The organism is Phycisphaeraceae bacterium, from assembly GCA_019636795.1.
In the GTDB taxonomy this organism is placed as follows: Bacteria; Planctomycetota; Phycisphaerae; order Phycisphaerales; family UBA1924; genus JAHBWW01.
Genome location: JAHBWW010000004.1, coordinates 431,013 through 444,846, shown reverse-complemented (window position 1 = coordinate 444,846; position 13,834 = coordinate 431,013). Strand labels below are relative to the sequence as shown.

Sequence of the window (13,834 nt, the reverse complement as noted above, 5' to 3'; positions counted from 1 at the left end):
CGTCACCGCCGCCCCGCGATCGGCCTGCACCAGCCGGTCCAGATCGTCATACGTGTAGTTCCAGTCGCGATTCGGCAGGTGCGCCCCCGGCCGCGCATCGTGCTTCGAAATCCGATTCGAGGACGCGTCGTAGGCATACACCTCGGCCACAATCGGAGGAATGTTCGGCACCGCCGCGTTGCTCGCGTGCTCGTCGAACCCGCCGTCCACCCACATCTGCCGCAGCACGCGGCCGTGACGGTCGAACCCGGGATACACCCCGCTCTCGCGCTCACCATTGAGATGGACCGTGCGGTCAAGCCCGAAATCCGGCACGGCATAGTCCACCACAGCAAAGATGCCCATCCCCACATAGTCGTACAGCACAATGTCCTCGACGCTGGTGTCGTCGTCGATATCCATGCGCAGTTTCGCGATGCGGCTGACGCGGTCGCCAATGGTGCCCGAGCCGTAGCCATAGAAGACCGTGGGCGCGCCGTCGCTCGCTGGATATCCGAGTGATGCGAGACGACTGTAGTTGCCGTTCTCCCAGTCGGCCTGGTCATAGTCGTATGTCACCACGCGCGTGTCGCCGGTGGGCGTGCCGCTCGATTCGGTCACGGCGCTGTTGTGGTCCTGGAACACCTTCTCCACCTGCCACAGCCCGTTGTAGGTGAACTTGACGCCGTTGATCGCCGTAGTGCCGGACGTATCTGAATAGGTCGTCACTTCCCTGAGCCTCCCGAGCGGGTCGTACGAGACCCCGAGGCGCCGTGCCCAGCCGCTGATGCCGCTCCCGAGCGTGTCGGCGATGTCCGCCGTGACGCGCCCGATGGCATCGCGCTCGTAGACATGAATCGTCCCGTTCTGATCCTTGACACCGCGCAACTCACCCAGCCGGTTGTAGCCGTAGAACACCTTGTAAGCGTCCGTGGTTCCCGGCTCGCCGGTCGATTCATCGGGATAATGCACTTCCCTGAGGAGCGAACGACTGGCGATCAGGGAATCAATCGCCCCGGGACTGGCGGCGTTGGTTGTGCCGTAAACATATCGAGTGACCTGGACTTCCTCGATCGTGTCGTAGCCGTCCTGCACGGCGAGATGCGCAACCTGCTTAACAACGTTGCCGACCCCGTCGTACACATACGAAGTCACCCGATTGGTGTCCATCCTGGCATGATCCAGCCCGTCAGACACAGTCCACCGCCCGTTGCCCGAATCCCAGGTGATCTCGAGTTCGGGATCGGATTCCGGATCGAAGTTCTCGATGCTCGCAGCCGTGCGCCCAAGATCATCCCGAAGCAGCCGCGTTACCTTACCGGCCGGATCCACAGCGTCAAGCATCATGCCGCGCGTGTCATATGTGACCGATTCGATCAGCCACTCCGGGTTCGTCGCGCGATCCGGCAGCGATGTCAGCAACTCCGGCGCTTCGCCGCTGATCTCGAACAGATCGTTGGCAGTGTTGGTGCCGTACTGCACCGTACCGATTCTGCGCAGCGCATCGTCGTACACAAACCCCGTGTACATGGCAACAGCGCTGTTCTCATCCAGAGCCCCGGTGCCGCTGGTGTCATCGTGCCGGCGCAGGAAACGGGACACCCCGGTGACGCGCCCGGCGGGCGAGTACTGGTACTCGGTCTGCTCGATGATGTGATCGCCCGCGACATCCACAGCGTCCGCATAATTTCCCGATGCGCCCGGCAACTCGTCGTCGGCCCGGTCGGTGACATACACGACCGTGGCCCTGCCGTGCGCGTCATAGGCTCGCTTGACCGCAGGCCCGTTGGCACCCCACTGCGCAATCACCCGACCCTGATCGTCGAACCAGGTGTTCGATTCAAGAAAGTCCGGCGAGCCGGCCGCGGGATTGATCGCCGTACGCTCCTTATAGACAAGCCCCCGCTGACTGTACATGCGCACCATGTACGAACCCCGGTCCGTATTCGTCGTCGCGGGGTCGATTTCATCCAGTGCGTGCGCATGCCCGGCCGCGTAGGTCGCCTGGACGATGAGCCGATCGAGGTTGTCGTACTTGAAGACCTGATCGGGAGTGTTTGCGCCGCTTGGCGCTTCGACCGCGATCAAACGATCGCGATGGTCGAAATACTGCTTCGTATCTCGGAAAGTAGACCCGTTTTCGTGCTGCCGCACAAGCGTCAGGCTGCCGTTGCCGACCCCCGAAGTCGTGGTCTGGGCGCTGTCGTAGAAGTGCTCCAGTACAGTCACCGGATCGTATTCTGAGCCGCTTTCATCCCGGCCGACGCGCACGCGTGTGACGCGATCCATCACATCGTACTCATGCTCGGTGATCGTGCCGTTGGGATCAATTCTGCGCGCCAGGCGACCGAGACTGTCGTATGACAACGAAGTCGTATTCCACGCCCCGCCGCTGACATCTTCCCACTCTTGAATCTGTGTGACCAATCCGGCAATCGAGTGATGCACAACGCGCCGCGAGACCTCGCCTTGCGGAGCATCGGTGAGCGGAGTCTGCCCGATAGGAGTTGATTCAAACTCGTAGAGCCCAGCGAGCGGGTCGTACTCTTCCGTGGGATCGAGCGTGTAGTCGCTGCTGCGGATCGCCTGGCCGCCTGCATTCACCCAGTTCACGCTCGCCAGACTGTCAAACGAGTCATCGAGGAGGCGGTGAGGAAGATCAATCGTGGCCAGATAGAGCGTACCGCTCCGTAGCGAGTTGCATCGCATCTCTCGCCTGGTGTACCGCGCGACTCCACCAGGAGCAATGATCCGTGTTACCCGCCCGAGCAGGTCTCGATCATACACAGTGACCAGTTCGTCACTGGCATCCGAGGCTGTTCCCCAGCCATCCGTTGATAACTCCGCGTGCGACGTCGGCAGGTCATGCGCTCCGCCTTCCGATCCAAGTTCGCCGGGATCTTCAGCCATTGCGTTGCGAACGACAGCCGACAATCTCCCGGATCCTCTCATGTAACGGCGGTGCGTCAGCGTCAGTTCTTCCGGGGCCGCACCCGGGTGCGCAGACCAGACGTTGTTTCCCCTGGCGTCAAAGAGCTCATATCGCGCAACTGTGTTCTCTGTACCAGAAGGACCGTTTTCAGCCTCGATCTCGCGCTCAACTTCGGCCTTGACATAGGCCAGTGCGTTCTGTTCCGTTTCAAAGAACCCATACGAAAACGAAGTCACTTCAATGTCGTGGTCAGCTGTGCCGCCCGCCACGCGATATCTCTTGATCGTCTTGATCAAGTCGGTTCGGAAATACTGCGGCTCCTCTTCGACATGCCATTCATAGTCCTCGGACTCCACGTACTCGCGCTCTTCAATCAGGTCGTAGCCACCACTTGCCTTGCTGACCCACAGTTGAGCGCGGCGATTCTCCCCGTTGTAGCCGAACGTGTAGGCAAGACCCGCGGTTGAGTCCGCTGTGAAATCGGGGGCTTCGTCAACTTCATCGCAGGGCACATACGACGTCACTGCCGATGGAGTGTACTGAACCAGCAGATTGCCATATTCACTGTTGTCGGCTTCCTCTCCGAGATCCCAGTCCACGTAGTCCCACGCCTTCGCCCAGATGCGAGACGTCTCGCCGGATGAGTCCGCGATCGCGCGCGACACCATGTACGCGGGATACGGCTTGCCTTGCACGTTAGTGCCGCTACGAAGCCGCTCGAAGTCATAGTACCAGGTGCGATACTCCAGATAATCCCCGGTGCCATCGTCAATGCTTTCGGTAATGCGGGCTGTCATGCCCGGGCGGCTCGACCCGCCAGCCCAGTCATATGAAAAGTAGTCGTACTCCAGCTGCACACCCTGTGCCGCACCGCCGCCGCATCCGCATGAACTCTGCACCCATTGGCGAGACACACGATTCGAAGCGTTGTCGTAGTCGACAATCTTGGCGCAAAGATCGATCAACTCGATTCCCGTTCCTTCCAGATCCGTTGCATCATCCCCGACGGTGCGGAGAATGTCAGCGGCTTCCTGCATGGTCTTGATTTCAGACTCTTCAATCCCCCAGGCGTTTGCGAAGAACTCGATCTGCTCCGGCTGAATAATCATCTCGAGCTGCATCGACTGGCCGCGGGCGTTGAGACGATCGTCCAACTCAGTTCCGGCGGTTTCGGTCTCGTGATAACGGTACTGAGTGATCCTCGTTCTCCACGAGTCCTCTTCAGAGGGGTCGCCGTCAAGCAGCGTGCGATGCACCACCTCGATGAGCAGTCCGATATCCGACGCACCCACATCACCGTGAGACGCAACCCCCTGCTGGCCTGCATATCGGTACTGGCAGGTTTGCGTGAGAACCCGATGTCCCTGGGCGTCGAACCGGTAGACTTCGATCGAGCCAAGCCGGCCGCGAACCGCGGGGTTCGCCTCGGACACGATCCAATCGAACTCAACCACGGCCTCCGGAGCATCCGGCCCAAGAAGAACACCAGGCGTGCCATTGAGATAAATTGTGCTCAGGCGAATCGTCGAGGCCAAATCTCCAAACTGGCGATACTTGTAGATGCGGCGGTTTCCGTACGAGTCGCTCCACTGCGCAATATTCCTTGTTGCCTTGTTGAAATCAAGAAAGCCTCCCCCTGGCTCGGAGAGCCTGTAGACATCGACGACATCGCCATCGATCTCGATATCTTCGAGTTCGAGAATTCCCCAATGAACACGTCGCCCGCCCGGGCCCCACCCAACGATCGTCTGCATGGGATCATACTGAGGTTCAAAAGACCTGAACTTGTGCATCGGTGGACCCGAAAGATGAAGATAATCGTGCGCATCGCGCCACAGCCTGCGAAAACTTGATATCTGCCAGTTGGCTCCAACCAATCCCGGCACCGGACCCGACGAGGTATGTAGATCCGGATCGCTCGAGTAGCCACGCACGATGCGATAATCAGGCCCGGTCACGGGCACAACGACGTCAACAACCTGCTCCACCTTGTGTCCGGTAACGAGGTACACCGCAGCGGTTGTGGTGCCACCACCCTGCGGGTCATCGGGCGAGGGTTCGCCAGCGTCGGCGGGCGAATCAGGGTCCGCACCGCCGTCACCGCAATCAACTTCAGCTTCGTCGATCCCCGCGCCTCCATTGCCCCCGGAGCCGTCTGAAGTCTCACCATTCTCATCGCCGACAAGATTCTCGGGAAACTCATGGAAGGCGGGTTCAATGATTGCTCTGAGCGGGGTCGCCGGTTTGTAACCGACTGCGGCATTACCATATAAAGAGCCATCAACTTCATCTTGGACGAACGCGCACGGAATTCCAGCAAAGAGGTCGAGAGGACCCGCCACATCATTGAGCATCGGGCCGTCACAATCGCCTGAAGTCGAGGCATCAATGACGGCGTAGAATCCGTCGGGATACGGTAATGGAGCCGGAGGAGCCGGAACAGGCAGGTTCGGATCGTGGTTGTCGATTTCAATCATAGCGACATAGAGCTCAACAACATCATCTTCACCGAGATGATCCAAATTTACTATGCGCACACGAGCTCGTGTGGCTCCCATCCTCATCCATACCCAATGTGTTGGATCAACAAGTGGGTCGACCGATCCAGGGTGATAAACGTATGTATATACGGCAGAGGCACTGAGCGCTCCGCTAAGGCATGACGGGTTGGTGCCCGGGCAAGCCCATTCACTATTGTTCCATTCACTCTCAATGTACGCAGATTCCAGCCCTCTAGCCCCTCCACACGATTCGCTGCTTTGTCCTCCCTCAATCCCAGTAACTTCTCGCGAGGAATTGTCACTCTCTGACAAGCAGAGTTGATACTGGCCGGCAACAAATCTTAGTTCTTGCACATTTTCATGAAGCTCATCCAAGATTTCAAGGTAATTTGCATCATCGGCCGGACCGACCGCCAGATCCCCAGTCAAGTAATTGCTGCATACATTCCTCGCAGTGCCATTAATAATAACCTGATCTTCATAATGCCTTCCAAATGGATGCAGAGTTGGAATGATGAAGTGCATGTAGAGGGAAATACTTCCAGATAAAGGATCGCTTTCAAATGCAGCAATTGCATCATTCACCAACTCTGCCTTTTGTTCATCGCTCAGTGCTCCTTCCGCTGAATACCACCCATCTGGCGGATAAGCAGGAGCTGTCGCATCGTCGCTCGGTCGATTCAGCCAACCAATCGAGTTGGGCGCACCGTGGTAATTCGCAATCCATTCAAACCGAGCCTGAATCTGCCGCATCACCTCTTCGACAGGAAAGGCCTGAGCGAGCGCCGAGCCGCCGCAGGACACCATGGCGAGCAGCATTGTCAACAGGGTCATGTTGGTACGATTCATGGTAGTAATCCTCGTGTGGTCAGCCTTGCCTGAGCCGCAGCGTACCAGAATCCCGATGCTCGACTCAGCTTCACAACGGCGCACCGTCTTGTGCACATTTTTTCCACGCCCCTGCTAGCGGAACATCGATTGCTTGTGACGCTCGGCAGATTACGCTATGATGAGAATGAGATGAGCACCTGGTGACGGAGTGTCGTAAATGTTTAAACTCACAGGATTTATGTTGATTTTCGCGATGTTCGTCTGCACAACATCCTTGGCTGTGAATCGCCAACCGAGCTCCTCGCTGTCGACCGGTTCAGACCAAGCCCTCGTGTTGATCGAGGCGGGAATGATGCCTGAGGTTCTGGCCTCGGAAGGCATCAGTGCTACTGGAACACTCGTCATGCTTGCCGCCTTCGAGGGTTGTGACACGCTGTGCTCCGGCTTGATCGCGCTGTATGGGAGCCTATCCGAGAGCCTACAGCAGATTGCCTTGATGACGGATCGCTTAGCATCCAATCCACTTGATGAGGATGCGCAAGTCGCGCTAGCGGCGGCGGAAGCCGCACGCACTGGATTGTCACAACAACTGGTTCAAGCTCGATCACAGCTGCGCAGTCTCATCTGGTCGGAGGTTGGCCGACCCGGACCCAACGCGGCATCAACGTCGTTCCTCGCGGGCCAATCCCGATTGCCGATCGCACTGAGTGCGTATGAATGCGACAGCGCCTCCCAGGCAACTCTTCGACGGGCCCTGGTCGCTGAACGCAGGGCAACGCGCCGCGACGAATCCTTGGAGAGCAGGCATCAGGCTACGCTGCTTCAAGCCCGCTCTGATCTTGCCGTTGCCCAGGCTCAAGTGAATCTGAATGCAAATCTCAACGATGTATCCGTAGTGCTTGACTCGTGGGGGCAGGAGTAATTCGCATCAGGTTTCAACAGGTGTATGGCATGTTTGTAGTTGATGGGTGAGCACTTGATCAACGACATGCCCCCCCAATAGCGGGGCAATCTTCGCGCCCTAACCTAATTGGGGGGTTTCGAAAGAATCGTAACGCAAAGTAGTACACGGACAAAAACTGGGACATACTTGTGCTTAGCGAGCACCGCCTGTAGACTTTACAACTCATGCACACATTGATCTCAAGGTCGACTTCAGCGATGATCGCATCTTTGCCATTTTGTTTGCTGGCCGGATCGATGATCGCTGTTTCGACCGCCCATTCATATTCTCTACCCTTAAACGCCAAATACGTCCAGCCTACTCAGACTCTTCCTGCCGGTCAGGTGGATGTTGCTCGGCTGGTGGATCTTGCGGGTGCTCGGGCGGGGGTGAATATTGAGTATGATGCGTCGGTGGTGCGTGGGTCGGCGACGTTACGTTTTGAAACTGGGGTTGACGATCGCGAACTCTGGGCGCTGATGAATCGCGTTCTTACATCGCGGGGTTTGACCACGGTGCGTCTGACGGGTGAGAGGACGTACAGCGTGGTGCGGCTTGCGGATGCGGCGGGCTTTGCGCCGCTTGAGACTTTTGATGATGTGCGTGCAGCGATGGCGTCGGCCCATGCTGCGGCCGCGTTTTTGCCTGTGGGCGAGGGGCTTGCAGGGGGCCGCGACGCGAACGATGACCACGCAAGGGAACGGAACGCGAAGGAAAACGAAGGAGCTGGAGTTCTGCTCGATGGGCAGCCAGATGTTCCTGCGGGTGCTCAGACTTCCCCGCGCTCGGCGTTCAGCCCCGAGCCGGGGTTTCGCTCGATCGGGTTCGGGCTGCGGCATCGTCCGGCGCGCGAGGTTGTTGAGACATTGACTCGTCTGAGTTCCAAGCCCGGCGGCAGCGTGCAGGCGGTGGGCGAGAGCATGGTGGTGGTGAGCGATCTCTCGTCGCGGCTGGTGCAGATGTTAGAAATTGCGGCGAGGGCGGATGTTCCGTTTGCGTCGGCGCGGGTCGAGGAAGTGGCGCTCTCCAACCTCTCGGGCGTGCAGATGGCGGCGATTGTAATGCAGGTGGCGGCCAAGCGGGAACTTGCAACCGGCCAGAAGATGAAAGGCGAGGTGGTGGCGGCGGCCGATCCTCGTTCGGTGCTGCTGATCGCGACCGAAGACGATCTTAATTCTCTTCGCTTGCTCGTGACCGATCTTGATTCTCGTGAGCGGCTCGATACGGTGGGTTATACACCTTTGCATTTCGCGCCGCGTGATATTGCATCGCTGATCGAGCAGACGGTACGTCAGCCGACGGATGACCGCTGGCGGATGGTGATCAATGAGATCACAGGCAGCCTGGTTATAACAACCACACCGGCATCGCACGAACAGATCGCGGCGTTGATCGAGCGGCTGGACTCGGCACCGTCAGCCGCCCGTCGCCCGGTGCGGACGTTTGTCATCCGCAACCGTTCGGTGCTGGAGATGCGTTCGATTCTGGAGCACTTGCTGACCAGTGGCATCCTGGAAGCGGCGGCGGCCGAATCAGAACGAAGCTCAAGCGGCGTGCGTGAAGCGTCGATGCGCGATGACGGCGTGACGCTCGCGCCTCCGCCGATGGGCGGCGAGGCAGGCGTCTCGCCGACACGAGCAGCGTCAGGTTCGAGTGGGCGAACAATGCAGCAAGGTGCGGGCAGCGCGGTGATGTTGTCGGCCGACGAACATACCAACACCCTCATCGCAGCCGGTGAGCCGCGATTGCTCGCTCAGATCGAGATGTTGCTGCGCACCTTAGATGTCCGCCAGTCGCAGGTGATGCTCGATGTGCTGCTGGTGACATTGACCGAAAGTCAGTCGCGCGATCTTGGCGTGGAACTCGAGCAACTGGCGATGTCAGGCCAGACGAGCATCCGGCTGTCGTCGCTGTTTGGCCTGGGCACACGCACGAACGGTCAACTCGACGGCCCGGTGTCCGCCACGGGCTTGACGGGAGTGGTTCTGAATCCGGGCGATTTCTCGATTGTGCTGCGCGCGATCGAGAGCATCTCGGACGGGCGTTCGGTGAGTATGCCGACGCTGCTGGTGGGCAACAACCAGGTGGCGCGGCTCGATTCGGTGGTGCAACAGCCGTTTGCGAGCGTCAATGCGTCGAACACGGTCTCGACGACGTCGTTTGGCGGCACGCAGGACGCGGGCACGACGGTGACGATTGTGCCGCAGATCGCCGAGGGCGATCATCTGCTGCTCGAGTACTCGGTGTCGCTCAGCGCCTTTCTTGGTCCGGCGTCTTCGCCGACGCTGCCTCCGGCGCGACAGCAGAACCGGGTGAGCAGCGTGGCGACGATCCCCGATGGATACACCGTGGTGGTGGGCGGGATCGAGATCGAAGATGAGTCGCAGAGCGTGACGCAGGTGCCGCTGCTGGGCCGGATCCCGGTCGTGGGCGAGGCCTTCAAGAGCAGGAGCCGTGCGAGCAGCCGATCGAAGTTTTATGTGTTCATCCGCGCGAGCGTGATGCGTGAACACGATCTTGAGAGTCTGCGGCATCTGTCGGATCGGCGGGCCGACGAACTCGACCTCCAGACGGGCTGGCCGGTGGTTGAGCCCAGGGTGATCCGGTGAGCGTGGCAGCGACCAGCGACGCGCCGGCTTCGGCGGGTGGTGGTGGACCCGGCAGCGATGCCTTGTCGGCGCGGCCAAGCGATGAGTTTCTTCGCTTGATCGATCACGAGTTTGCACGCCGGCACCTGGTGCTCAGTGCGGGCAGGGCGGACGATGTCGAACTTTTGCTCTTCGCCGGCAGTACGCGACAGGCCGTGCTGCACAATGTCGGCGTCAGACTCGGATGCAAGGTCTGCACGCGCGAGTGCGGCGTCGAGGATCTCGCCATTGCGATTGACCGCGCGTACGCCTCGGAGCGCGATGAAGAACAGGCTGCCGAACGGGCGATTATCCTCGAGGCCAGCGACGATGTGACAAGCGATCTTGATGCCGCCGTGCGTGAGGCCGAGCGCGATCTCCTGAGCACGCACGGCAAGGCTCCAGCGGTGAGGCTGGTCGATCTGGTGCTGTTTGAAGCGCTGGTGCGGGGCGCGAGCGATGTGCATCTGCAGCCGCTGCGTGAACGCACCTTGGTGCGCTACCGGCTCAATGGTTCATTGCACACGATGCGTGAGCTTCCATCATCCGTCGCGGCCAGCGTGGTCAGCCGGATCAAGGTGATGGCGGGCCTTGATGTGGCCGAGCGCCGGGCGCCGCAGGATGGACGCGCGTCGGTCTCGATCGGTCGCGCGGGCGGGCGGCACGCTGCGGCCACGGGTCGGCAGGCGGACCTGCGCATCAGCACCTTGCCGAGCGTGTATGGCGAGCGTGTGGTGCTGCGTCTGCTTGATCCGGCGCGCTCGCCGCATTTGTCGAGTTTTACTGCGCTGGGCATGCCCGATGCGCTTGAGCGTGCGTATCTGGCGCAGATCGCGCGCACCAGCGGCATCGTGCTCTCGACGGGCCCGACGGGCAGCGGCAAGACCACGACGCTCTATGCGAGTCTGGCGTGGATCAGCGCGACCAACGCCGGCGGCTCGCTGCGCGGCTGCGAACTCAACATGGTCACGGTCGAAGACCCTGTCGAATACGACCTGTCGGGTGCCGGGCTTGCGATCAGCCAGACGCAGGTCGATCCGAAGAAGAATGTTACGTTTGCCACAGGTCTGCGTCACATTCTCCGGCAGGATCCCGATGTCATCATGGTCGGCGAGATTCGCGACGAAGAGACAGCCAGGATTGCGGTGCAGGCGAGTCTGACCGGGCATCTGGTGCTCTCGACCCTGCATACCAGTGATTCGGCCAGCGCGATCGCGCGATTGCTCGATCTCGGCGTCGAGCCGTTTCTGGTCTCGTCGTCGCTCAGTGCGGTGCTGGCCCAGCGTCTGGTGCGCACGGTGCACGGCGCGTGTGGCGGCCGCGGCTGCGAAGCCTGTCTGTCAACAGGCTTTGAGGGCAGAACCGGATTATTTGAACTGCTGGTGCTCGATGCGTCCCTGCGTTCGATGATCAGCGAGCGTGCCCCGGCCAATGAGATCCTGGCGCTGGCCCGCTCGCGCGGCATGCGCACGCTGCACGAGCACGGCCTGTCGCTGGTCTCTGCGGGCCTCACCACTGCCGCCGAACTCTCGCGTGTCATTGACGCTGGCGAGGAGCTTGCGACATGAGCCGGCACGAGATCGCGCCTGGGTGGAAGAGACATGTCGCGGTGTGCGGCGTTGTGCTCGTGGCGGTGTCGATCTGGTCGCTGTGGCCACTTGCAGCCGTCGAGTTTGAGATGCTCGCGCAGCAGGCGACCGAGCCGCCCGCCGCCGCAGCGCGCGAAGCACTCGATCAGGCGGCCTTTGCCGCGCCGATCTGGTATGTCGCTCCGCCGCCGGTCGCGGTAGCCGCGCCCAAGCCGCCGCCTCCACCCCCGCCACTCAAACTGCAACTGATCGCCATCATCTACGAAGGCGGCTCGCCGCGCGCGGTGCTCTATGACCCTGACCGCGATGCGATGATTTCGGTGGGCGTGGGGCAGGAGGTGGCGCGAGGCCGCGTCATCGAGTCGATCGATCCGTCCACGGTGGTCGTGCGCGACGCTGAGCGCACGGTGGCCTTGTCACTGCTCGGAGGCGGGTCATGAGCAGCGAGCGAGATGTGGTGTGGCCCACGGACCGCTGCTACTGGTCCGTCATCGAGTGGCCGGTGCGGTGCAAGGACGGCTCTGCGCCCGCCGGAGTGCTTCACGAGGCCGCAGCCGATATCCCGTGCGATGCCGACACGCTGCATGCGGTGGCGGCGTGCGACGGGCGCGGCCAGACCATTGTGTGCGCGGCTCCGACGTCAGATATCGGGCACGTCTGGTCGGACCCATCCACTCGAAACGTCATCTCGCTGCATCCTGCAGCGCTGCCCGACTGGCTTAACAGCGACCTCGATCCATCGCGTCTGAACTTCCTCGTCGGTCGGTATGCACCGCGCAGCCTCACGCGCCGGCGCACCGTCGGGCACGCTGTGTACGCCGCAGCGCTGCTTGTGTGCGCTGCAATGACGGCACTCGGGCTCGAGCGGCGTGCGCAGGCGCATCACGCCAGCGCCAACCGTGGCCAAGCTGCCATCGAGCAGATGCTCGCGCATGCCAATGTCGATGCGAAGGCGCTTGAGCGTGAACTCGTCCAGCGTCAGGATCGCCAGCAACTGGCCTCGGCTCTTGCCCTGCCAGCCGATGCTACGACGACGCTGGCGCTGGTGCTCTCAGCCTGGCCCGATGCGACCGATGCCTTTGTCGAATCGATCAATGTCGCCGAGGCCGACATCCAGATCGCTGTCTCGACCTCGGTCGATCCGGCGACTTTGCTCGAAGCGATTTCGGCCCCCGCAGGCTGGCGTCTTGAAGAGCCGCGTCTGAGCAGCGCCCGCGGCCTGTCGCGCATCGCCCTGCGCTTGCGGCCCGACGACACCCGCTCGCGCCGCGCGGAGGCTCGCCCATGACTCGCCGCATTGTCCTGATCTGGACCGTGTCGATCATGGCATCGGCCGCCATGGTGCTCAGCGCCATGCCGCGCTGGCGAAGCGCACACGAGCAGGCAAGCGCGACAAGCGCGCGCATGCAGGACATTGCCAGACATGTCGAAGCGCTGCACGCACTACCCGAGGCTGATGCGCAGTCACCGACATCCGATCGCCTTCTGGCCAATCGCATCGCCTCGATCGTTGCTCGGGCGGGCCTGACCAGCGGCACCATCATCAGCGTGTCGCCGGAATCAGAACGAGTGCTCAAGACAGTCGGCACGACCCAGGCTCTCCAACGTCGTGCCACGTTGACGCTCCAGGCACCGTCTCTGCGAGATCTCGGGCGCTTTCTCAGTCTGTGGCGCGATGAGGAGCCGCGATGGGTCATCACCGCGATCGATTTGAAGCCGCAGCGATCCGACGCGGCTCGAGGCGGCGATCTGCCGGTGCTGGCAGTGCTCACCATGACCGTGCACGACGCGCGTGAAAGCGAGATCAAGCGATGATCCACAACGTGATGTTCTGGTGTGTCTTGATCACGTTGCTGTGCGGCGGCTGCTCGACCCAGCCTCGCCCTGCTCACAGCCCCTATGCAACACCGACTGAAGCGGCCCGCAACACTGTGCTCGCGCAGAAACTCACAGCACAGGCCATCGAACAGATGGAGAAAAACCAGCAGCGGGCCGAGCAACTTCTGCGCGAGGCGCTCAGTGCCGATCTGTACTTTGGCCCCGCCCACAACAACCTCGGCATCCTGTATCTCTCGAGCGGCATGCTCTATGAGGCCGCCTCGGAGTTTGAATGGGCACGCAAGTTGATGCCCGGCCATCCCGACCCGCGCATGAACCTCGCTCTCGTCCTCGAGCGCGCTGGCCGCACCGACGAAGCCCTCGCCGCCTACGACGCCGCACTGGCCGTCTACCCGGGCCACCTCGAAACCACCCAGGCATTGGCTCGCCTCCAACTCCGCACAGGTCGCACCGACGACCGCACCCCAGGCTTCCTCGACGATATCGCCCTCCGCAGCCAAAGCGAGCAATGGCGAACCTGGGCACTCACGCAAAGGCTCAAAATGCGGGAGACCGACTGACTCGTCTCACTTGATCTTGAACTGGCTTTTCCT

At 61.1% G+C, this 13,834-nt stretch carries 8 protein-coding genes; 7 read left to right on the top strand and 1 reads right to left on the bottom strand.

Annotation, left to right across the window (positions count from 1 at the left end; genetic code table 11):
* Positions 1 to 5,433, bottom strand: a 5,433-nt coding sequence (locus tag KF757_10835) for an RHS repeat protein (GenBank protein MBX3323476.1), incomplete at its 3' end; no start/stop codon positions are given.
* A 1,159-nt stretch (positions 5,434 to 6,592) separates the two neighbouring features.
* Between KF757_10835 and KF757_10830 the strand changes: the two genes are divergently transcribed.
* The 7 genes from KF757_10830 to KF757_10800 all read left to right on the top strand — a co-directional run bounded on the left by KF757_10830 (position 6,593) and on the right by KF757_10800 (position 13,801).
* A complete protein-coding gene (locus KF757_10830; GenBank protein ID MBX3323475.1) occupies positions 6,593 to 7,165 on the top strand; it encodes a hypothetical protein in 573 nt (190 codons plus the stop codon).
* 239 nt (positions 7,166 to 7,404) lie between these two features.
* The gene (locus KF757_10825; GenBank protein MBX3323474.1) at positions 7,405 to 9,795 is read left to right on the top strand and encodes a hypothetical protein; all 2,391 of its coding nucleotides are present in this window, start codon (positions 7,405 to 7,407) and stop codon (positions 9,793 to 9,795) included.
* A complete protein-coding gene (locus KF757_10820; protein ID MBX3323473.1) occupies positions 9,792 to 11,381 on the top strand; it encodes a type II/IV secretion system protein in 1,590 nt (529 codons plus the stop codon). Before KF757_10825 ends, KF757_10820 begins: the two co-directional genes overlap by 4 nt.
* Positions 11,378 to 11,842, top strand: a complete 465-nt coding sequence (locus tag KF757_10815) for a hypothetical protein (GenBank protein MBX3323472.1) — start codon at positions 11,378 to 11,380, stop codon at positions 11,840 to 11,842. Before KF757_10820 ends, KF757_10815 begins: the two co-directional genes overlap by 4 nt.
* The gene (locus KF757_10810; GenBank protein ID MBX3323471.1) at positions 11,839 to 12,690 is read left to right on the top strand and encodes a hypothetical protein; all 852 of its coding nucleotides are present in this window, start codon (positions 11,839 to 11,841) and stop codon (positions 12,688 to 12,690) included. The genes KF757_10815 and KF757_10810 overlap by 4 nt, the downstream gene beginning before the upstream one ends.
* Positions 12,687 to 13,217, top strand: a complete 531-nt coding sequence (locus tag KF757_10805) for a hypothetical protein (GenBank protein ID MBX3323470.1) — start codon at positions 12,687 to 12,689, stop codon at positions 13,215 to 13,217. The genes KF757_10810 and KF757_10805 overlap by 4 nt, the downstream gene beginning before the upstream one ends.
* Positions 13,214 to 13,801, top strand: coding sequence for a tetratricopeptide repeat protein (locus tag KF757_10800; GenBank protein ID MBX3323469.1), 588 nt, complete (start codon positions 13,214 to 13,216; stop codon positions 13,799 to 13,801). Before KF757_10805 ends, KF757_10800 begins: the two co-directional genes overlap by 4 nt.
* Positions 13,802 to 13,834: the final 33 nt, after the last annotated feature.